At 43.5% G+C, this 22,773-nt stretch carries 18 protein-coding genes; 14 read left to right on the top strand and 4 right to left on the bottom strand.

What is annotated here, in order from left to right; all coding sequences use genetic code 11:
• The first annotated feature begins 123 nt into the window (after positions 1-123).
• The 7 genes from C161_RS15135 to C161_RS15165 all read left to right on the top strand — a co-directional run bounded on the left by C161_RS15135 (position 124) and on the right by C161_RS15165 (position 8,396).
• On the top strand, positions 124-615 hold the full coding sequence (locus tag C161_RS15135; protein ID WP_036615805.1) for an RNA polymerase sigma factor: 492 nt from the start codon (positions 124-126) through the stop codon (positions 613-615).
• Positions 615-1,589, top strand: coding sequence for a hypothetical protein (locus C161_RS15140; protein ID WP_036671171.1), 975 nt, complete (start codon positions 615-617; stop codon positions 1,587-1,589). The genes C161_RS15135 and C161_RS15140 overlap by 1 nt, the downstream gene beginning before the upstream one ends.
• A gap of 198 nt (positions 1,590-1,787) precedes the next feature.
• Positions 1,788-2,543 (top strand): carboxymuconolactone decarboxylase family protein, encoded by a 756-nt coding sequence (locus C161_RS15145; RefSeq protein WP_036671173.1) that lies wholly within the window; start codon positions 1,788-1,790, stop codon positions 2,541-2,543.
• Positions 2,544-2,671: 128 nt separating this feature from the next.
• Complete coding sequence (locus C161_RS15150) at positions 2,672-3,553, top strand: LysR family transcriptional regulator (protein WP_036671175.1); 882 nt, start codon at positions 2,672-2,674, stop codon at positions 3,551-3,553.
• Between the two features lie 178 nt (positions 3,554-3,731).
• Positions 3,732-5,621: a beta-glucoside-specific PTS transporter subunit IIABC gene (locus tag C161_RS15155; RefSeq protein ID WP_036671177.1), complete on the top strand. Its 1,890-nt coding sequence runs from the start codon at positions 3,732-3,734 to the stop codon at positions 5,619-5,621.
• 28 nt (positions 5,622-5,649) lie between these two features.
• The gene (locus C161_RS15160; RefSeq protein ID WP_036671179.1) at positions 5,650-7,074 is read left to right on the top strand and encodes a 6-phospho-beta-glucosidase; all 1,425 of its coding nucleotides are present in this window, start codon (positions 5,650-5,652) and stop codon (positions 7,072-7,074) included.
• Between the two features lie 131 nt (positions 7,075-7,205).
• A complete protein-coding gene (locus C161_RS15165; protein WP_036671180.1) occupies positions 7,206-8,396 on the top strand; it encodes an MFS transporter in 1,191 nt (396 codons plus the stop codon).
• Positions 8,397-8,455: 59 nt separating this feature from the next.
• Here the strand turns inward: C161_RS15165 and C161_RS15170 are convergent, their stop codons facing one another.
• Both C161_RS15170 and C161_RS15175 read right to left on the bottom strand, forming a co-directional pair.
• Positions 8,456-9,022, bottom strand: a complete 567-nt coding sequence (locus tag C161_RS15170; RefSeq protein ID WP_036671181.1) for a GNAT family N-acetyltransferase — start codon at positions 9,020-9,022, stop codon at positions 8,456-8,458.
• A gap of 30 nt (positions 9,023-9,052) precedes the next feature.
• Positions 9,053-9,928, bottom strand: a complete 876-nt coding sequence (locus tag C161_RS15175) for a LysR family transcriptional regulator (protein ID WP_036671528.1) — start codon at positions 9,926-9,928, stop codon at positions 9,053-9,055.
• Positions 9,929-10,037: 109 nt separating this feature from the next.
• Between C161_RS15175 and C161_RS15180 the strand changes: the two genes are divergently transcribed.
• The 5 genes from C161_RS15180 to cydC all read left to right on the top strand — a co-directional run bounded on the left by C161_RS15180 (position 10,038) and on the right by cydC (position 17,771).
• On the top strand, positions 10,038-11,432 hold the full coding sequence (locus tag C161_RS15180) for an MFS transporter (protein WP_036671183.1): 1,395 nt from the start codon (positions 10,038-10,040) through the stop codon (positions 11,430-11,432).
• A gap of 399 nt (positions 11,433-11,831) precedes the next feature.
• Positions 11,832-13,196 (top strand): cytochrome ubiquinol oxidase subunit I, encoded by a 1,365-nt coding sequence (locus C161_RS15185; protein ID WP_036615789.1) that lies wholly within the window; start codon positions 11,832-11,834, stop codon positions 13,194-13,196.
• Positions 13,196-14,209 (top strand): cytochrome d ubiquinol oxidase subunit II, encoded by a 1,014-nt coding sequence (locus C161_RS15190; protein ID WP_174806461.1) that lies wholly within the window; start codon positions 13,196-13,198, stop codon positions 14,207-14,209. Before C161_RS15185 ends, C161_RS15190 begins: the two co-directional genes overlap by 1 nt.
• A 14-nt stretch (positions 14,210-14,223) precedes the next feature.
• Positions 14,224-16,047, top strand: a complete 1,824-nt coding sequence (cydD, locus tag C161_RS15195; protein ID WP_036671185.1) for a thiol reductant ABC exporter subunit CydD — start codon at positions 14,224-14,226, stop codon at positions 16,045-16,047.
• Positions 16,044-17,771 carry a thiol reductant ABC exporter subunit CydC gene (cydC, locus tag C161_RS15200; RefSeq protein WP_036671186.1) on the top strand — a complete coding sequence of 576 codons (1,728 nt, stop codon included), beginning with the start codon at positions 16,044-16,046 and terminating at the stop codon, positions 17,769-17,771. Before cydD ends, cydC begins: the two co-directional genes overlap by 4 nt.
• A gap of 144 nt (positions 17,772-17,915) precedes the next feature.
• On the opposite strand, the gene C161_RS15205 is transcribed toward cydC, so the two are convergent.
• Positions 17,916-18,191, bottom strand: coding sequence for a hypothetical protein (locus tag C161_RS15205; RefSeq protein ID WP_036671188.1), 276 nt, complete (start codon positions 18,189-18,191; stop codon positions 17,916-17,918).
• 187 nt (positions 18,192-18,378) lie between these two features.
• On the opposite strand from C161_RS15205, the gene C161_RS15210 reads away from it, so the two are divergent.
• Positions 18,379-19,995 carry a helix-turn-helix domain-containing protein gene (locus tag C161_RS15210; protein ID WP_036671189.1) on the top strand — a complete coding sequence of 539 codons (1,617 nt, stop codon included), beginning with the start codon at positions 18,379-18,381 and terminating at the stop codon, positions 19,993-19,995.
• Between the two features lie 28 nt (positions 19,996-20,023).
• A complete protein-coding gene (locus C161_RS15215) occupies positions 20,024-21,769 on the top strand; it encodes a cache domain-containing sensor histidine kinase (RefSeq protein WP_036671190.1) in 1,746 nt (581 codons plus the stop codon).
• Between the two features lie 104 nt (positions 21,770-21,873).
• On the opposite strand, the gene C161_RS15220 is transcribed toward C161_RS15215, so the two are convergent.
• Positions 21,874-22,764, bottom strand: a complete 891-nt coding sequence (locus C161_RS15220; RefSeq protein ID WP_036671192.1) for a carbohydrate ABC transporter permease — start codon at positions 22,762-22,764, stop codon at positions 21,874-21,876.
• Positions 22,765-22,773: the final 9 nt, after the last annotated feature.

Raw genomic sequence — 22,773 nt, forward strand, 5'->3', positions numbered from 1 at the left:
TCATGGAGCTGCTTTCTTTTTTTGCATTTTGAATGAAATGGACCAATAAAAAAATCCTAAAACAAAATGTGACCAAATGCCGTCCGTAAGAGTGTTAGAGGTATAAAGGAGGGCATACCAACCATGCAGCGATCAGTGCCCCAGCTGGGCGATCATGTGATGAAAGTCTATGAGACATACGCGGATACGCTGTTCCGGATTGCCATGGTGCACCTCGGCAGACGAGAAGACGCGGAGGAAGCCACTCAGGATACCTTCATCAAACTAATAGAAAAAGCCCCTACGTTCAACGATGCGGAGCATCAAAAAGCATGGTTGATTCGGGTCATAACCAATCATTGCAAATCTTTATTAGGCAGAGGCTGGCGCAAACGGGAGGTCAAGCTGGAGGGAGTCGATCCTCTTACAACAGACAACCCTGAAGATCACGCGCTGATCGAACTTGTGCTGTCACTGCCCGTCAAGTATAGATCGGTGGTTCATCTGTATTATTACGAAGATTATCCGATCCGAGAAATCAGCGAGATCCTGGAGATTAGCGAATCAGCAGTGAAAATGAGATTAAAACGAGGAAGACAGCTGTTAAAACTGGAGCTGGAAGGAGAGGAACTGTAATGAACGAAGAACAATTCAAACAAAACTACAAGAAAGCGGTGGATCATATGAAAACAAACGAGCAAATGAAAAAACGGGTAGAGCAATCCTTAAACACGCAACATCAGGGACCAAAACGTCAACGTAAACCACTATACATTGCAGCAAGTGTTGTTATCGCTGCCAGCATTGGATTGGCTGCGCCAAGTGTATGGCAACAATTCAATGGACCAGCCGCACCAACACCACAGGTGGCAGCGGTGACTCCAGGCGCATCGTTTGATCCGATCGTGATTCCGAAGATGGAGTTGCCGAGTTCACAGGGCAAAGGCGCGATGGCTGATATGATGCAACTGGTTGTATATGGAGGAAGCGTATATACACAGTCCCCAACATTGCTTGAAGGCGCAAATGCACTCAACCTGCGGGGGGATAAACTGGGTACCACCACTGGCGGCATTGATGAGCTGAGCGGCCAAGATAAATATACGGAGCTTGCTTCCAACATTGGCGAAGCTGACATCTATGCTGTTAATGGCTACGACAAGGATTTCCGCATCATGTCTTACACCGAGATCGATGGTCAGGTGTATGCTCAGTTATTCGACAAGAACAACGGGATCACTATTGGTACTGGTGCCGACCTGATCGGCAAGCTTCATCTCGAAGGCAACATCGCCTCGGCGCAATGGGAGACGTTTAATAGCTGGAACAATGGATTGCAGCAGCTTCAACCGTTAGCAGCGGATGAAGCACTGGACAGCTTTATCTCATCGCTAAATGCTGCCAAACCGATCGCAACGAGCCCGGAGCTGGAAGAGAACCTCTACGGCAAGGAAGATCGCAAGATCATCTATCTCACGCTGGAAGACAAAACGCAGGTCCCACTGGTTCTGTTTGGTGAAGAAGGTCTGGTTCGTTATGGTAATGTTCCGGCATTCCTGGAGGTGGAGAAAGGCGCGTTCCAATCATTCTGGAACAGCTTGGGCGAGTAAGGTGAAGACAGTAATATGGCTACACCAAGAAGAGCGAACAGGGCACGCAAGTGCTTTGTTCGCTTTTTTCATCAACAAACAATCACTTGATAGGATTAGGCAATAAAATGATATGAATAGGATATGGATTCTTTCCCCTTTCAATGTAAAATGGGTACACCTAGTTTTAACTAAAAAGAAACAGGAGGTTAGATGAATATGAATCGAATCGAAAAGAGCCAGGAAACATATAAAAGGCTATTCGGCGAGGGAGTTCCAGCGGCATATGCTGCACATCCTGAATTTCAGGACATATTGAGTCGCTTCATATTTGGTGAAATTTTCGATCAAGGTGCCCTTGACGATAAGCAACGTGAGCTTATTACTTTGGTCGTACTGGCTACTAATCAAACGTTGCCACAACTCAAAGCACATACTCGTGCAGCGCTAAATGTTGGGTTGACTCCAACGGAGATCCAAGAAGCAATCTATCAATGCGCACCTTATTTGGGATTCCCCAAAACCTTAAATGCCATGTCGGAAATGAATGAAGTGTTCAAAGAGCGAAATGTTGCACTGCCTCTTGAAAGTCAGAAACGGGTTGAAGATGATAATCGCTTTGACAAAGGACTTGGTATTCAAAAAGAGATTTTTGGCGATATTATTGAGAAAAACCGGGAAAATGCCCCGTCAAATCAGAAGCATATACAGGACTATCTTTCAGCATTTTGTTTTGGAGACTTCTATACCCGCGGAGGTCTGGATCTGAAAACACGAGAGCTACTTACTCTTTGTATACTAAGTGCACTCGGAGGTGCGGATAGTCAAGTCAAAGCACACGTTCAGGGTAACATCAATGTTGGCAATAATAAAGAAACCATGATCACCGCTCTAACTCACTGCCTTCCCTACATGGGATTTCCTCGAACACTAAATGCTTTAGCCTGCGTTAATGAAATCATTCCAGAGAAATAATCTTCTTTATTTGAAACAACAGACAGTTGATTATCCCAATCAACTGTCTTCTTCTGGTTAACAGGAAGGTATAGTAAAGAAATGAATGATTCAGTAGACACTTAAATGAACGTAAATCAGGAGGAATTATGGAGTTAAGAGTACTTCGATATTTTTTGACAGTAGCTCGAGTAGAAAATATCACACATGCTGCAACGATCTTACATGTGACACAGCCAACGTTAAGCAGGCAGTTGGCTGATCTGGAAAAAAATTTAGAAACTCAATTGTTTATACGCGGTAAAAGTAAAATAACACTGACAGAAGCAGGCATGCTTTTACGTCAAAGAGCAGAAGAAATTCTCACTCTTGCGGATAAAACAGAGAAAGAGTTTAAAGATCAGAACAATCTGGTCGGAGGAACCATATCGATCGGGAGTGTTGAATCATTAACGTCCAATGTTATTTTACAATTATTAAAAGACTTCAATATGGAGTATCCGCAGGTTAAATATCACATCTATAGTGGAACGGGGGATGACATAAAGGAGCGAATCGATAAAGGACTGCTCGATGTGGGCATTTTGTTAGAGCCCATTCACATTGAGAAATACGATTTCATCAGACTGCCCCAGAAGGAGCGCTGGGGAGTCCTTATGAAGACCTCATCACCTCTTGCACAAAAAAAATATGTCACTTCAACCGATTTAGCCGGAGTGCCTCTGCTCATATCCAGCCGATCTGTCGTACAGAATGAGATTGCAAGCTGGTTTGCCGATGAGTATGCACATTTAAACTTTGTTGCGACCTATAATTTAATATCTAACATACTTAACCTCGTAGAGGAGGGGTTAGGGACGGCCATCTGTATTGAGGGTGCGCTTGCAATGAAGCAGTCTGACACATTATGCTTTAGACCTTTTCAACCGGAACTTCAGTTTCCAACAGTGATTGTCTGGAAAAAACATAAGGTATTCAGTCAAACGGAGGTACGTTTTTTGGAACATATCAGGCATGCCTTTCAGGCATAATAAAGTATGAATTATAGGTATTGGCTATAGCTGTTTATCAGATGATATTTTAAAGGTGTAATGAATGCAGCCTTTATGTATTTCAGATAAATAGCTTTTTTTATTGCAAAGAGAAGTTATTTAGAGCGCTTTTGGTCTCATTCATTTAGATGGCAACAACAAGAGGGGGCATTATTGGATGAGCAAAAAATACGAGAAGTTGGCTCAAGATATTGTAGAGAAAGTGGGCGGTAGTGAGAATGTATCCACTCTGACTCACTGTATGACTAGGCTTAGATTTGCACTGAATGATACTACTAAAGCAGATCAAAAAGCGCTTAAATCGTTTGACGGTGTTATTGATGCGGTTGAGAGCGGCGGACAATTTCAAGTCGTCATCGGCACACATGTTGAAGACGTTTACAAAGAAGTGATCAAGCATCTTCAACCTAACGCGAGTTCATCGGGTGAACCAACTCAAGCTAGGAAAGTTAGTATTTTGGGGAAATTAATCGATTTCGTCTCGGGGACATTTAGTCCGATTGTTCCTGCTATAGCTGGGGCTGGTATGATCAAGGCATTACTCGCTCTACTTATTTTGTTCAACTGGATTTCAAAAGATTCACAAACCTACTATGTCGTAAGTCTTATGTCAGATGCTATTTTCTACTTTTTACCATTCTTGTTAGCGTTCTCAGCTGCAAACAAACTAAAATGTAGTCCCGTCTTAGCACTCGTTTTAGCCGGTGTTTTACTCCATCCCAACTTGACACAATTGCGTTTGGATGGGACTGACGTAAGTATTTTTGGAATCCCGCTAACTCTTGTATCTTATAGTTCTTCTGTAGTTCCAATTCTCTTAATCGTTTGGTCACAATCATATATTGAATCGTTGTTTAAAAGGATCATTCCGAATGCAGTGAAAGTTATTTTTGTTCCCATGTGCACTATTTTAGTAACGGGAATTTTGGCCTTAACCGTATTGGGACCACTGGGGTCATTTTTCGGAACGTATTTAGCGATGGGCTTTGACTTCTTCGCCGCACATGGTAGCTGGCTGGTTATTTTCCTGGTTGCAACCTTCTGGCCAATACTGGTTATGTTTGGGCTGCACCATAATATTGTTCCTCTATCCATTGCTCAAATCACCACATCAGGTTATGAGAATATCCTCGGTCCTGGAGCGATGATCAATTGTATAGGTCAAGGTGTTGCGGCATTAGTTGTAGGGATGAGAACCAAGGATAAAGCATTAAAACAAATTTCTGCTTCCAGTGGGATCACCGCGTTGATGGGAATCACGGAACCAGCTCTTTACGGCGTAAATTTACCGAAGAGATACCCACTTGTCGCGGGTATGATTGGAGCTGCTAGTGGGGGACTCTTTGCAGGGCTAATGGATGTTTCTCGTTACGCAACAGGCGCTTCAGGAATCCCGGCGATTCCTCTGTACATTGGTGAAAATATCTGGAATCTATATAACATTTTGATCGCACTTGTTATAACAACTGTCGTAACTGCTGTACTTACCTATTTGCTCAGTTTGAAATATGAAAAAGATGCACCTTCACAGAACACTGTTTCAAATGCGAACGAAGGGAGTGGGGTTGCGGATGAAGTCATTACAATTAAAGATTCTGTTATTGCAACGCCACTTAAAGGTCAGCTTATTCAACTTCAGGATGTACAAGATGCAGCGTTTGCCTCAGAGGCAATGGGTAAAGGAATTGCTATTGAACCTAGCGAGGGGAAAGTCATTGCTCCATTTGATGGCATGATTGTATCTCTATTTCCTAAGAAACATGCTATTGGACTATTATCCGATGAAGGAGTCGAAATTCTTATTCATGTCGGCTTAAATACGGTAAAGCTGAACGGAAAATATTTTGAAGCGTTCGTTGAAGAAGGTCAGAGAATTACAAAAGGGCAGACCTTGCTGACTTTTGATCTGGACAAAATCAGACAAGAAGGATATGTCACTCAAACGCCCGTTATTGTAACCAATTCGTATAGTTACTCGGATGTGATCGCAGAGACTAGTCCCCAAAATATTGATTTTAACAATACATTGTTGGTTGTCAAAGCTTAACAAAACTACAGGTTAGGAGTGTGTTTTAATGACTTTAAGAAAAGACTTTTTGTGGGGTGGGGCAGTTGCTGCTAACCAATGTGAAGGTGGATATGCAGAAGGCAACAAGGGACTATCCACAGTTGATGTAATCCCGGCAGGGAAAGATCGTGTTCCTGTCATGCGAGGACAGTTAAAAATGTTGGAGTGTGATCAAGAACATTTTTATCCGAGTCATGAGGCTATTGATTTTTATCATCGGTATAAAGAAGACATTGCTTTATTTGCAGAGATGGGCTTTACGTGTTTCCGTTTATCTTTGGCATGGACTCGGATCTACCCTAATGGAGATGACGAGTTACCCAACGAAGAGGGCTTGAAATTCTATGAAAATGTATTTGATGAATGCTTGAAGTATGGCATTGAGCCGTTAGTCACTATTACCCATTTTGATGTCCCTATTCATTTAGTGAAGACCATTGGATCGTGGAGAAGTCGAAAAATGGTGGATTATTATGAGAGACTGTGTGAAACGATCTTCACCCGTTATAAAGATAAAGTGAAGTATTGGCTTACCTTTAATGAAATTAACATGCTGTTGCATCTACCTTTTGGCAGCTCAGGCCTAGTGTTTGAAGAAGGTGAGAATGAGGATGCTGTGAAGTATCAGGCGGCTCATCATCAATTGATCGCAAGTGCAAAAGCAACTGAAATTGCGCGTAGAATTAACCCGGAAATTAAGATTGGCTGTATGTTAGCAGGTGCCAACACTTACCCGTATACATGTGCACCAGATGATGTCTGGAAAGCCATGACAAGAGATCGCGAGCACTACTTCTTCGTCGATGTACAATCCCGAGGAGAATACCCAAACTATGCCAAGAAAATGTTAGAACGAATGAATATTCATTTAGCCATGGAAGACGGGGACGAGGAATGTTTGAAAAATAATACGGTTGATTTCGTTTCGTTCAGTTATTATGGTTCGCGGTTAACCAGTGCAGACCCGGAAGTAAATACTCAAACGGCAGCTAACCTGTTTCCAACACTGCGCAATCCTCATTTGAAAACGAGTGAATGGGGATGGCAAATCGATCCTGAAGGTCTAAGAATTACAATGAATTCCTTGTATGACCGATATCAAAAGCCACTATTCATCGTTGAAAATGGCTTAGGAGCGATAGATACTCCTGATGAGACGGGATATATTGCGGATGATTATAGAATCGAGTATTTGCGTCAACACATCCAAGCTTTCATAACAGCAGTGGAAGAAGATGGCGTAGAGTTGTTGGGTTACACGTCCTGGGGTTGCATTGATCTAGTAAGCTCAAGTTCTGGAGAGATGAGTAAACGATACGGTTTCATACATGTCGACAAAGATGACGCTGGAAATGGTACGTTGAAACGCAGCAAGAAAAAATCCTTTGAATGGTTCAAAAAAGTTATTCAAAGTAACGGTAAAGAACTCTAATCGACTGAGCAGTAACGTATGAAGTCATCGACTTATGCGTTACTGCTTTATCCATTTATCGCAGCATCAAGGCTAACTATCGGCCATATGGAGCAAATACAAACATTAGGAGTTGGTTTTTTATAATATACATGGAGAAGCTTAAAACATATTCGTTATTGTCCGTTGCGTTATTAATTTCTTCAGGTCCAGTGATTGCCGCTAACATTCCTGCGATAGCCAATGATTTTCCAGAGATATCGGTAACACATGTAGGATTATTAACGACCATACCTTCATTATTTGTCATTCTTGGTGTGTTAATTGCTAATCGACTTGAACTTCTTATTGGGAAGAAAGCAACTATACTGACTGGATTAGGACTTGTTCTCATTGCGGGAGTATTCCCTGCATTGTATCATGACCTTTTTTCGTTGCTGTTCATTTCTCGCTGTTTGTTTGGGTTAGGTGTAGGTTTATTTAACCGGCTCATCATTCAGATGATCAGTGATATGTATCATAAAAATCCAGGTAAACAAGCAACCGTAATTGGCTTAGAAAGTGCCTTTGAGGGATTAGGAGGCATTTGTCTGACACTACTCGTTGGTCAACTATTGAAAATGGGCTGGCACACATCATTTTATGTCTACGCCCTGGCACTTCCTATTTTCATTGCATTCCTGATTTTCGTTCCTTCTGATAAAAAAGAGCTTAACAGAAGAGAAGAGGTCACCACGAATCCAAGCCACACAAATAATAAAAAAGCCCTTCAAGTCATGATTGGCTATGGTCTCTTATTATTTGTGATTGTAGCTATCTTCATCAATTATAATTTACAGATTACTCCTTTGATTTTGGAAAAAAATATCGGAACTGCGACAAACGGAAGCAACATGATTGCATTTATAGGTTTGGGAGCTTTTGTTGCCGGCTTTTCTTTTGGGAAAGTATACAAAACACTCGGTAACTATATCGTTCCATTATCGATTCTGTTACTTGGAAGCTCGATGTTCGTTACGACGATCTCGCAAAGTATTATTCTTACTACCGTTTGCTCAATGATCATCGGGTTTTCATTCCGCTGTATAATGCCCTATTTATTGCATACTTTTGCACAACAAATCGCCAAAATGGCAAAGCTGGGTACGACCATTGTTCTGATCGCGTATAACTTGGGAGCCACACTTTCACCCTATGAAGGAAGGTTAATTACGCAATTATTACGACTAGATACAGTGCAATCATTAGTCTCAAGTAATGCAATAATCCTATTATGGATTTCAACAGTTAGTTTGGGAATAGTAACCCTTCATCGCAAAAAGAAGAATATTCAACAAACATAGAAAACAGGGAACTTCATGATATGGAGTTCCCTTGTTTTAGATTGAGTTGTATGAACTTTTTAAATAGAATTCTTGTAATACACCAAGTGATCGGTCCACTCATTATTTTCGTGTATAAACCCTTTACGTAGACATTCAAATTCCATACCAACACTCTCTGCCAGTTTCATGGAAGGGGTGTTATCCACATTAATATGAGCTTCTATGCGGTGAAATTTCAGATGTTCGAATGCAATATGAAGTGCTTCATTCACTGCTTCTTTCCCATAACCTTTTCGCCAATACTGATTATGGATCGTGTATCCGAAACTTCCCCATTGAAAATGATCCCTTGCCAAGGTAGCAATATCAATCATACCCAGATGTGTACCATCTTGCTTTCTAAATACTCCAAAAACATAAACCGCATCTGTACGCGCTAACTCCTGGTGTCGATCTACCAGATCATGAAACCAATCCAGTGTACATTCACTCATATCCATTTTCCCTTTATCATGGCGCTGTTGGGAAGGCAAGCGGTTTTCAAACTCATTCAACCAATTTTCATAGTCGTCTTTCTGTAATGGTCGGATGACTAGCCGTTCTGTCTCTGAAATATGATCAAATTTTTCTGGTTTTAATATCAAAATGACATCTCCTTTATATTGAATTTATGCTCATGACATAGCACTGAAGTAGTCCATAACCACGCTGCGAAACTCTAAAGCGGCTTTGGAAATATACCTGTTTTTGTGCGAAAGTAGAGCGATTTCCCGAACGAGTTGGTGTTCCTCTACCTGAAGATATCTAATGCGCTCATGCGGGTTTCTGGCTGTGCTAGGTATAAACGCGAGACCGATCTCCGCCTCCACAAGGGCGGTTAATCTTGCAGGCTCATCCCCTTCATATACATACTTCGGTAGGAAACCAGCGGATTGACATACGGAATCCACCATATCACGAACCCCATAACCTTGCTTCACCCCAACAAACCACTCGTCCTTAAGCTCAGTTAATTGAATGCTGCTTCGGTCTGCATATCGATGACCCATAGGAACAGCGACTACAATCGGATCGTCATATAGTATCTGACATTCGATATCGTCACCCTCAATCGGAGGGGAGGATAGACAAAAGTCCACCTCGCCCCGATGTAGAAGTCTGGACATGTTTTCTAACGAAACCATTTGCACATGGAATTGAATATCCGGCTTGTTTTTCCGGAATTCCCGCAGTATGCCGGGCAATGTGCTCGCCGTAGTCACTGCCAATTGCAGTGTACCCTGATCCGGGTTGGAGAGGTCAGCGATTTCCCGCTTTCCTTGTTCCAATTCAAATAAGGCTTTTTCAGTTCGCTGAAGAAATGTTCTTCCAAAGTCGTTTAGTCGCAGCTTTCTCCCGATTCGATCAAATAAAGGGACTCCCAGGTCGTCCTCTAATCGTTGTATCGTTTTGCTCAGGGAGGATTGCGTGACATGCAGCTTTCCCGCAGCTTCCGTAACATGTTCGCATCGGGCCACCGTCAGGAAATATTTTAGTTGAAGAAGCTCCATTTGCACCATCCCTTCATTCCTTATAGTTCATCAAATCATAACATATAATGCGTTGGAATAAATGAATACGTTCAAGTAAGATAACAGCAGAAGAGAGAGAGGTGCACCAATGAACGTTCGAAATAAAGGATTGATGTTAGCTGTTGGACTCGGAATTATGTTGAATCCGTTGAATTCCTCCATGATTTCGGTGGCAATCTCCAGGCTACAACAAGTGTATCAACTTAATTTTACAGCCGTTTCGTGGATTATTTTATCATTTTACATTGCCAGTGCTGTCGCTCAACCCGTCATGGGCAAGTGCAGTGATTTGTTTGGCCGCAGGAAGATCTTCCTCATGGGTCTTGTTATTGTTTTTGTATCGTCCATGCTAGCTCCGTGGTCTCCCAGTTTTTCGTGGCTCATCGTATTCCGGATTGTTCAATCAATTGGCACAAGCATGATGGTGGCCGTTGGAATGGCGATTGTCAGAATGAACGTGACTGAAAAACAAGCCTCCGCCTTGTCCACCTTGGCTATATTCCTTTCTGGAGCGGCTGCAATTGGACCTTTTATTGGTGGAGTATTGATTCATTGGTGGGACTGGCACAGCATATTCTTCGTTAATATTCCGTTTGTCTTGGCGAGTTTTTGGTTCGCCTGGAAAACAATCCCGAAGGACGAGCAATCCCTGTCTATCTCTGGTCACATGTCCATTCGGCAATGGCTTACGTTAATTGACGCACCAGGTATCCTGATGTTTACGGTAGCTTTGGTGACTCTGCTCATCGGTTTACTTTCAGTAAATTCCACAGGAGATATTTCTACATGGCATCTGCTGACAGGGGGGATCGGGTTAATCGCACTCGTCATGTTTATCCGACATGAATTAAAAGCAGCCACGCCTTTTATCCCTTTGCGAACGTTTGCCTCATATCCCGAGATGACTTGGGTGAATGTGCAATACATGCTGGTGAACATCCTGTTTTACGCACTTTTTTTTGGAGTTCCTACGTATTTGAAGCAGGTACGACATCTCAACGAAGTTCATACAGGAATGAGTATGCTAGCTTTGGGGTTATGTTCAGTCATTATTGCTCCGATCGCAGGGCGCTGGATTGACGGATCAGGATCACGGCCAGCTCTGATCGTATCCGCTTCTTTAATGACATTTGGCTCTATATTAATCGTTGTTATGAATGAAACTTCTCCAATCTTCATAATCATTGTTGCTTTAGCTTTATTTGGAATAAGTAATGGCCTAAACGCGGTCGGCATGCAAGCAGCACTGTTTAAAAGCACACCCAAAGAAATGATCGGTGTTGCATCGGGTATTTTTAATACATCACGCTACCTGGGGACCATTTTATCGTCGTTATTGATTGGGATTGTCATGGGAGATACATTTAATGTGACAGGATTTCAGATGCTTGGAATCATCCTTACGGTATTAGCTGCATCACTGATCATCATGAGCGTACGTAACGAGGCAGGTGTGGCGAGTCCGGAGCAAGTAAGCAAGTAAAATAGAGAATCTGCCGTGCAATAACACGTTTACACCCAATGAATCAATAGCTCCATTGGGTGTATTTTTTGTTTTTCACCAAGTTGTCAGAAAGAGTTGATCCTTTCTTGAACGTTTAGGGTAGAAGCCGTGTCTTTGATTGAATTAGGTAAAAATAAAGATATAATAATTTTGATTAATAGGTTTCGTTAGTACTTTAAGTGCATCAATATCAGATTTTAATAGGCATCCAATGATTGTTATTATCGGGGGCCTACAGGAGTAAACGCATTATAGGTGTGGCAAGATATCGTCATACCTAACTTTGTGAAATTTTTCGCAACTCTGCATTGAGCTTAGCCAAAGCTGATATTGAATGTTTCTAAATTGAACAGAGTTTGAAAGGAGGCAACACAAAGAATGGCTATTGATACGGTATTATGGAGCAGGCTAGTGACTGGTTTGACGCTCGGGTTCCACGTGATTTTTGCAACGCTTGGTGTCGGTGTACCTTTGATGATTGCTATTGCAGAGTTCATCGGCATTCGGAAGAAGGATCACCATTACATACTTATGGCAAAGAGGTGGTCCAGAGGGTTCGTCATATCTGTGGCTGTTGGTGTTGTGACAGGTACAGCGATATCACTACAGTTGGCCCTGGTATGGCCGAATTTTATGAAACTTGCCGGGAATGTCATTGCACTGCCACTATTTATGGAAGTATTTGCATTCTTTTTTGAAGCAATATTCCTGGGCATTTATCTGTACACGTGGGATCGGTTCAAAAATCCGTATATCCACTGGTTGCTGACTATTCCGATTGTCGCCGGGGCAGGCATGTCTGCTGTTTTTATTACAACAGTGAACGGATTCATGAACCAGCCTGAAGGTTTTGTCATGGAAGCAGGTCAATTCATGGCAGTGAACCCCGTGCAAGCGATGCTGAATACAGCGACGTTCTCCAAAGTGTTCCATGTATTAAGCTCGGCTTATCTGACAGGAGCTGCTCTGTTAGCAGGAATAGCAGCCTTTGCGATGCTGAGAAAAGGAGTGTCGGCCTACCACAAAAAAGGCTTGAATCTCATGATGGCCGTTGTGCTGGTATTCAGTTTATTAAATTCCTTAGCTGGAGATGTGTCTGCCAAATTTTTGGCTGAGCATCAGCCGGAGAAGCTCGCAGCTGCCGAGTGGCATTTCGAGACGGAAAGCGGCGCGGATTTGATTTTTTTGGGATGGCTGAATGCAGAACATGAAATTATAGGCGCTCTTCATTTGCCGAAACTGCTCAGTTTCCTTGCCTTTGGAGACTTTAACGCCGAGGTAACCGGGCTGAACGAATTTCCACCAGATGAACACCCGCCCTTACTTGTTCATTATTTGTTTGATCTAATGGCTGGTATTGGATTCGCTCTGCTTGCTATATCAAGTCTGTACTTCCTGTTTGTATTCTGGAAGAAACGTAATCAGTTTAACAAGTGGATGCTTCGTATGGTTGCACTGAGTGCACCGCTTGCTTTTCTGGCCGTTGAGATGGGTTGGTTCTATGCAGAGATCGGGCGGCAGCCATGGATCATCCGAGGTTATATGCGGGTAGAAGAGGCCGCTACTTCTTCACCGAGTGTGAGAATTTTATTTTTCGTCTTCTTGCTTCTCTACATCCTGCTAGGCGTTATGTGTGTCGTCGTACTGAGACGGTTGTTCAATAACAATCCTGCTGAACTCGAGATGGAGAAATGGTTGAAGGAGAAGCATGATCAATCAGCCAAGAAAGGGGATCAGGCCTGATGAGTTATGAATTAATTGGTATTTCGGTACTCTGGCTGTTCTTGTACGGCTATCTTATTGTAGCTTCCATTGATTTTGGAGCAGGTTTCTTTGCCTTTTATGCACGCCTGACAAAGCAGGATCATCTGATTAATCGTCTGATCTCCCGTTATCTATCACCTGTCTGGGAGATCACCAATGTATTTTTTGTCTTTTTCTATATTGGTATCGTCGGATTTTTCCCGGACACGGCCTATTATTATGGCTCCGCGCTGCTTGTTCCAGGAAGTATTGCCGTCATTCTACTTGCCATTCGTGGGTCGTTCTATGCTTTCGAAAATTATGGTTCCAAAAAAAGTATCGTGTATTTGTTCTTATACGGAGCTACGGGTCTACTTATTCCAGCGTCATTGTCAGTGGCACTGACCCTGTCTGAAGGTGGCTTTATTTTGAAGCAGGGAGATACCGTTTCCCTGGATTACTGGGCACTATTTACGAATCCATTATCGTGGAGCATCGTTGGACTGGCCATCGTGTCGGTATTGTTCATTAGCGGGTCATTTCTCACATTTTACGCTTCTCGGGCAGAGGATCATTCGGCATTGAAGCTCATGCGGAACTATGCTTTGTTCTGGAGCACACCGACCATTATTCTCGCGCTGACTGCATTTATATATTTGGGTCAACACAATGAGCGTCATTTTCAAAATATGATGGATTTATGGTGGCTGCTGGCGCTTTCCGTTGCGTTTTTCATGATTGCCATGTGGCTGTTATATAACGGACGCCGTTATGGTTTAGCTTTTATATGCATCATGCTGCAATTTCTCACAGCCTTTTTTGCTTACGGGATTGGGCAATATCCTTACATTCTTGATCCATTCATCACCATTCAGAGTAGCGCGACACCACCAGCGATGGGTTTTGCACTCGTCGTTGTGTTTATCGGTGGTCTGTGCTTGTTAATTCCTTCTCTAATCCTGGTCTTCAAACTGTTCCTGTTTGATGCGGATTATGTGAAAGGGAAAAAATAAAGGAGGAGCGTTCAATGAAAAGGAGAGGCAAATCCAATCTGATCTCGCAGCAAATGTCTTTACAACGAAAAAACAGACTTCTCCTTGCGATCATTTCGCTGGCCCTTGGTGTAGCTATTATAAGCCAGGCCACCTTGGTGGCTGAAGCAGTCCAGCGAATCTTTGTAGAGAAAGCTTCCTTTTCATCAGTGATCCTGTTGCTTGTCCTATTATTGGCTGTTATGGCCGTACGCTCACTGTTGTCGTATGGTAATGGGAAAGTGGGCTTGCATATGGCAGCACGCGCCAAGACGAATATGCGAGCATCTGTGTTGCAGAACCTGACCCGCGCTTCCATGCCTTCAACCCTTCGTGGACAGACGGGAGGAAAGGTCAGCGTTGCTTTGGATGCTGTGGATGAAGCCGACAGTTATTTCAGTCAGTACATGCCGCGTATGATGGAAGCTGCGATGATCCCGATTCTGATTCTGGTTGTTACGTTTACGCAGCACTCTAACACAGGCTGGATTATGCTGTTTACGGCACCGTTTATCCCGCTGTTCATGATCTTGGTTGGGCTCAAGACAAAGAACAAATCAGAAGAAAAATACGCGCAACTGGCTGAGTTTTCCGGTACATTTCTGGATTCGCTTCAAGGGCTGGTTACGTTGAAAATATTCGGACGGGCTAAACGTCAACAGCAGGAGATTGAACGCAGCAGTCTGGGGTATCGTGATGCCACCATGGGCATTTTGAAGATTGCATTTACAAATACGTTTATGCTGGAATCGATCGTGATGTTAAGCATTGGTATTGTCGCGCTTGAACTGGCTATTCAATTACTGGTTTTCAAATCGATGAGCTTCCACACAGCCTTTCTTGTGTTGTTACTCGTCCCTGAGTTTTACAGTCTGTTGAAGAATACGGGAACGGCTTTTCACAGTGGGCGAACCAGTATGGGGGCCATTCGTAAGGTGGAACAAATGCTTGAGGAAACAAGTATCAAGAGCACACAAACGGAGCGGGAAGAAGGATCGGATCAAAGCCAATTAACCGATGTCGATGCAATTACAAAGACGGAAGAGCTTCGTACAGCTCGTGCCGAGTTGATAACAATGCCACCAACCATTGAACTGAATGATGTCCGATTCCAGTACACACCTGATTCCTTTGGACTTGAGACAGGACAGATCTCAATTGGACCAGGAGAACAGATTGCTATTGTAGGCAAAAGTGGCTCAGGTAAAACCACGCTGATTCATCTCATTGCCGGTTTACTGAAACCAGATTCGGGAGCGGTTCTGGTTAACGGAAGCCAGCTTTCGCAACATGATGAGGCTGCATGGTTCGAGCGTGTTAGCTACATTACACAGCATCCGTATATTTTTGCAGGTACATTTGCCGAAAATATTGCGATTGGGGCGGGTCGGAACGTCTCCAGAGCTGACATTGAGCAGGCGGCAGAGGAAGCAGGACTTGCTGGCGTTGTTGCACAATTGGAACAGGGCTTAGATACCTTTGTTGGTGAAGGTGGCCGGGGGTTATCTGGTGGGGAAAAGCAAAGACTTGCCTTGGCACGTGCTTTTCTGAAGCGACCAGCTGTTATTTTGTTCGATGAACCCACCGTTGGTCTGGATCTACACACCGAGCGGGTATTGCAACAATCCATTGCGGCATTAGCCAAAACGGCAACGATGATTACGGTGGCACACCGTTTATATACAATTCAACATGCAGACAACATTTTGTTTATGGACAATGGGGTGTTGGTGGATTCAGGACATCATAAAGCGCTTCTGGCGCGCCTGCCTCAATATGCGGAGATGGTGGATGTACAACGGAAAGGAGGGTTAGCATGAATGAGCTGACGATTCTGTCAAAAGCGATGATTCAGGAGCGCAAGGATATCTTGCTTTCGATATTGGGCGGATTTATCGCCGGCATAGCAGGTGTAGCTCTCTTTTCCGCTAGTGGTTATATGATATCGCAAACGGTATTTGCTCCACCTCTGTACACCTTAATTGTACTTACTTCCATGGTCAAACTACTTGGTTTCCTTCGAGCGGCAAGTCGCTACGGGGAACGCTTGTATTCGCACAGGGCAACATTCTCCATGCTGAGCCGTTTGCGGACGTCCTTTTTTGCCAAACTGATCCCGGTAACGCCAGGTATATTGAACAAAAACCGAAGCGGGGATCTGCTTGCGCGGATCGTGGGTGATGTGGAAAGTTTGCAAAATTACTTTTTGCGGGTCGCGTATCCACCCATCATGGTCGTTATGGTGTTTTTGGCTACCATGCTGTTCACTTCGGCCTTTTCGATCTGGATTGCGTGTTTGTTAGTACTAGGTATGCTGATTACGGCATTTGTTGTACCAGGTATTGTCTTGTTAGGTCAGCGAAAAATAAACGGACGTGTCCGCCAGCAACGGGCCTTGCTGTCCACGGAAGTGACCGAAGTGTTGTATGGTTTCAGGGATTTGAAAGTATACGGCCAATTGGAACAGCGTGAGCAACAGCTTCAGCAGGCTTCCGCTGCATTGGCAACGGAGCAGAAACAAGCCGCTTCGCACCTGTTGCGCGGGCAGTCCATGCACGTTTTTGTGACGTATCTCGTTACATGGGGAGTGCTAGCACTCAGCGCTTTCTTAATTGTGAATGGAGCATTTGCCGGTGTATTTCTCGCCATGCTGATCCTGGCCACGCAGACCGTGTTCGAAGAAGCTGCCGCAATGGCTATATTGCCTCTATATAAGCAGGACAGCGAACACGCCGCTCAGCGACTGGCGGAAACGGTGCCAACCTCCGATGTACAACCTGTACAGCCAAGCGGTGAAGTTTCAGCCGATCAGGCGGTTTCGATTGACCTATCCGGTGTTAACTTCCAATATGAAGGGGAATGGAGACCGGCGCTGAGGGAGCTATCTCTGCAACTTGCAGCAGGCTCCAAAACAGCGATTGTCGGGCCGAGCGGGTCAGGCAAGTCAACGATTATCGATCTGTTACTCAAGCTCCGTACACCAACGTCTGGCGATATCCGGTTAGACGATGTTTCGGTAAAGGAATTAAATGAAGAGAGCATTTGGAAAAACGCGAATGTTGTGTTGCAGCAAAGTCATTTCTTCCGGGGAACCGTTAGGGATAATCTACTGCTGAATGGAGAAGAACATTCGGATGAACAACTGTCGGCTGTGCTGGATAAAGTCCAACTGCCTAATAAGTTGTTGACCGACATGGTGTATGAAAAAGGGGAGAACCTGTCGGATGGTGAGAAGCAGCGGCTGGCTCTTGCACGGGCCATGCTGCGCAAAGGACGGTTATGGCTTCTGGACGAACCGACGTCTTCACTGGATTACGTCACAGAACAACGTGTATTGCAGCATCTTCTTGCACAAGCATCCGAAGATACATTTCTCCTGATCTGCCATCGGCTGACGGGATTGGAAGAGATGGATCGGATTGTGGTCATGGACCAAGGCAAGATTGTGGAATCAGGTTCTTTCTCCGAGCTGATGGAGCAAAAAGGCTATTTTTATGAAATGAAACAAATTGAACGACAAATGGTTGGAGACGCCGGGGCGTGAAAGGAATTTCAGTCTACTCAAGGTGTCGATAGTACTTTCATAAAAGACTAAAGAACGTTACTGATGTTATCATCAATTAGTCGTTCTTTAGTCTTTTTGTCTATCTATTGAGAAGACTCGTTAAGCAGCGATGTTAATTTACCTTTACATAACAACAGATGATTCAGCCGTTTTATTTTTCTTCGCAAGCGGTTTTTTCCTTAGTGTCCTATCATACAGATACGGTTTTCCGTGATATTCCCGTGCATGCTTTTGTTTCTGCTTTTTATGTATATCAACCTTGATCTCCAGATTGGCAACGTTGTTCTGGAATTCAGTAGCAATTCGTTTGCACCATTTCAATCCACTTTCTTCAGATGCACTGAAATGAACACGTAATAGATATCCGTTCACCGTTAATTCAAACTTGTATAAATTCATGATATGTATCCTTTCCAGGCGGGCATGTTATGTTACACCAAATACAATAATCTGATTATAACAGGAACGTATGTTCTGTAAAAGTGTTATTTATGATACCCGCAATTCAATAAGGTTCGCTAGACATCTTTGCAACAGTTCGTTTAATGGTAAAATATCTAAAAATGGTTCATGTTGGGGGATACGCATGTATAAACTGATGATCGTAGATGATGAATTGCTCATGCGGGTTGGAATTCGTTCCATGCTGAATTGGGAAGAGTATAATTTCTATGTTGTTGGAGAGGCGGGAAATGGAAAAGAGGCATTAAGCCTTGCGCTTGAAGTGATGCCTGATCTAATTATTACAGATATTAAGATGCCGATTATGGATGGGCTACAGCTTATACAAGAGGCCTCCTGCGTACTGAAAACATGTAAGTATGTCATCCTGAGTAATTTTGACGAATTTCATTATGTGAAAGAGGCGCTAAAACTTGGCGCTTCAGATTACTTGATTAAAAGTGAGATCACCGAATCCTCCCTTATTGACCTCCTGAGCACGGTTGGACAGAAACTGCAAAGTGAACATTTTCACCCAAGCAACACACCCTCTATAACACAGGACTATTCCAAGAGTCTAAGATATCTAAAGGATAGTTTCTTCCAAGATATTGTAAGCGGATTCATTAGTGAGGAGGATATCGTCACCAAAGCGGAAGAACTGCATTTTCGTATACGTTCGGACCAGTTGGTTGTCATGAAGTTCATCGTGAACTATTACGAGGATGCAAAGCGGAAATATGTTGAGAAGGGGGAAAAGCTGCTCCGATTTTCGATTCTTAATATTATGGAAGAGATCATTCCATCGAAGTGGGAGAAAGAGATTTTTGTTGAAAGTTCCTCTGAATATTGGGTGATCGTCAACGTACTTCCTGAGAGCCAATCTGTACACGCCGACTTGAATAAACTTTGTAATAAATTGCTGTCTTCGATCAAGGATTTTATGAATCTATCGCTCACGGCTGGGGTAAGTAGAATGACTTCCGGTTTCCTTCACATCAGGACGGCCTGCCAAGAGGCAGAAACGGCTCTACAACAGAGTTTCTTCACAGGAAGCAACCAGGTGTTGTATTACGATGATATGGTTCAATCCCCAGATCGACATGAAGTTAAGGGGGCTTTAAGCTCACAACAAGAACGAGATTTGTTGAAGTTATGGGTAAGCAAAGACAACAAAAAGGCGGAAGAGTTCCTTGAAGGAATCCGATCCAATCTGGAACAGCTACGAGCGGATGAGAATAGCATTCGCAAGCAATATATCATGGTAATGGAAACGATACATTCCCATCTATCCCGAGCTACGGAAAGAGGTGCACCTTCTTTAACAGAGAAATCGCCCTACGAAATCGTTCTAAAGGGGGAGTATTGGGAGGATATCCACCAAGATATGCTTGCTCATATTGCGTATTACTTCCAAACCGATTCCCAAATCAAACAGGAAAGCACGTACACCGATCTCGCCACTGAATTGATCGACAAGTATTATGCGGAAGATATCTCACTGCAAAGTATCGCTAGCCAAATCAGTGTGAATCCGTCGTATCTCAGCCGTGTGTTCAAACAGGAACGAGGAGAGAACTTTATTACGTACTTGACCCGAGTTCGAATTGAACATGCCAAGGCGTATCTATTGAGCAGAGGAATGAGAGTGTATGAAATCGCAGAAAAGGTGGGTTACCATAATTACACGTACTTCAGTAAAATTTTCAAAAAATCGGTAGGGGTCACTCCTGAGGAATATCGAGAATTACAGCAGGGATGAATGTAATCGGTGAATAGAGGTGCAGCATATGAAGCATGTTCGGCCCTTCCGAATCAAGTACAAAATTATGGTGATCTGTATGACGGTCATTATCCTTCCGGTATTGGTGATGACAATCAATTCGTATTACTCCTCCGAGCGGTTGTTGACACAGAACTATACAACGTTGCTAAACGATCTGGCCAAACAGACGAATATCCGCATTGACGAGTTCCTCAAGGAGATTGAGAAAATTTCGCTGCTCGCCAGCAATGGGCTTAGTGACAATCTGTCTGCGACCCATGAAGGGAGTTTTCCGATCCAGGATTTCCTGCGAGAGGGTGATGAACAACATGAGATTGCCGCATACAATATTCTGATGAATTACATCATGATGAAAGATCGCGTATTCTCCATCTACCTCTACAATATGAACGGGGGGCAAGACCTTTTTGTCAGTCCACATCAACCCATTGATCCAAACTTCAAAGTAGCAAATGAATTGTGGTTTAAAAAGTTCATGCATGATAATGATCGAACCATTACCCTCACAACACGAATCGACGAGCAATTGGAGAATAAAATACTGGCAGTGTCACACGCTCGCAAAATTCATGATGTGACTAGTGGAAAACTGCTTGGCGTGATTGTTGTCAGCATTGATATCAAATTCATCGAAATCGTCAATCGCAACTTGCAGGAGGGACTGCGCTCCAGATTCATGATCGTTGATGAGGATGACAAGATCGTATATAACGTGAACGAACGATTAATCGGGACACTGTTTCGAGATAACGTTCGTCCGCCTGAATCACTAAATGTCGTGGTGACCAGTCCCCTTAGTCAGCAAAAATGGACAACTTACTTATATATGCCTTTGGATGAGTTGACTGCTGATGGCAAAATATTGGGCCGTAATCTGGTGACGCTTGCCATAGTCATTGTTCTTTTTGCTGCCGTCATATCCATCTTTTTATCTCACGTGATCACAACTCCCATTAAAAAACTGCTACGGAATATTGCTCTAGTCGAGAAAGGTCAGTTTGAACAAGTTGAACCTATTGGTTCCAGAGATGAGATTGGACATTTATCCATTCGATTCAACAGAATGTCGCATGAATTGAAGCGGTTGGTCGAACGGATGCAGCAGGAAGAAATAGAGAAAGCCAAGGCCGAAATGCGTGCGCTCCATGATCAGATCAAGCCTCATTTTCTGTATAACACCCTTGGGTCGGTTAAATGGATTGCCTCGATGCAGCAGGCAGACAAAATCGTGGAAATGACCGATGCACTAATCTCGATGCTTCGCTATGCAACAAAATCTGATGGAACCCTCGTAACCATTCGTGAGGAACTTGATAATATAACGAATTACGTAACGATCCAGAATGTCAGGTATTACGATTGTATTCAGATGAGATATGAGGTTGAGGATAGACTGCTGGATTATCGCATGCCCAAAATGATCCTGCAGCCGATTGTGGAGAATGCGATTTTTCATGGTCTGGCTGAACTGGAAGAAGACGGAATCATCACCATTCGGATTCAATCACAGCTGGACGAAGTTGTGATCGAGGTCTGCGATAATGGTGTGGGTATGGATCATCATACGATGCAGAATCTATTGGAAGAAAAGTCCGGTGCAAGTAAGGGAACGAATGGGATTGGATTGCATAATGTGCAGCGGCGGATTCAACTTCATTTTGGTAAACCTTATGGAATTCAGGTGGAGAGTAAAATAGGTGAAGGTACCATTTTCTCCATTCTGCTGCCTGCCATCATAGAAGCCAAATAGTCATTCATGTTTCCACTTAAGCATCATAATGCGGTACAGCGATCATAAAAAATAAGTTTAGATATAAACAAAGGGCTCGCAGTATGAACTGCAAGCCCTTTTGTTCACCCTTTGACGCTACCTAGCACCAAACCTTTGGTGAAATATTTCTGTAAAAACGGATACACGAGTAAAATCGGAATGGCACCCAAGAACATCTGAGCGGCGCGCCCCGTTCTGGCGTTCATCATGGACAACAGCTGCGTATAGTCTGACCCAGATTTCAGCATGATTTGCTCAAAGCTTTGCAGCAGGGTCTGGAGGTAACTTTGTAATGGATAATTGTCTGGATTGTTCATATAGATAATGCCATCGAACCACGAATTCCAGTGGGCAACGATACTGAACAAACCAACCGTAGCGAGAGCGGGCTTGAGAAGTGGGAGTAGAATACGAAGCAATACCTGTACAGGCCCAGCACCATCGATAATGGCTGATTCTTCAATCTCCTCGGGCAGCCCCCGAATGAAATTCATGAGGATAATCATACTGAATACGGGGAGGGCCCCAGGCAGGATCAGAGACCAGATGGAATCGATTAGTCCCATTTTGACAACCACGAGATAGGTTGGAATTAGTCCTCCGCTGAATAACATGGTTATTATGAAAAATCCCATATAGATATTACGCCCCATTAATTTTTGTTTGGATTTGGAGAGGGGATAAGCCGTGAGTACGATCAGAACCAGATTCACCACCGTTCCGATAACAGTTCGTTGAATGGCTACCCAGAGAGAGGAGAAAAATGATCCTCCAGTTAATGCAAATTCATAGGCTTTTGTCGTAAATTCCACAGGCCAGAACGTAACACTGCCCGCAGATACAGCTGCGCTGCTGCTGAATGAAACAGCCAGCAGGTTAATAAACGGCAGAATACATAGGAGAGAGATTAGAAGCAGTATGGTGTAGTTTAAGATAAGAAACACACGTCTGCTCATACTTTTATCATAGATCATAATGTGAGT

It is taken from the genome of Paenibacillus sp. FSL R5-192 (assembly GCF_000517845.1).
Taxonomy (GTDB): Bacteria; Bacillota; Bacilli; order Paenibacillales; family Paenibacillaceae; genus Paenibacillus; species Paenibacillus amylolyticus.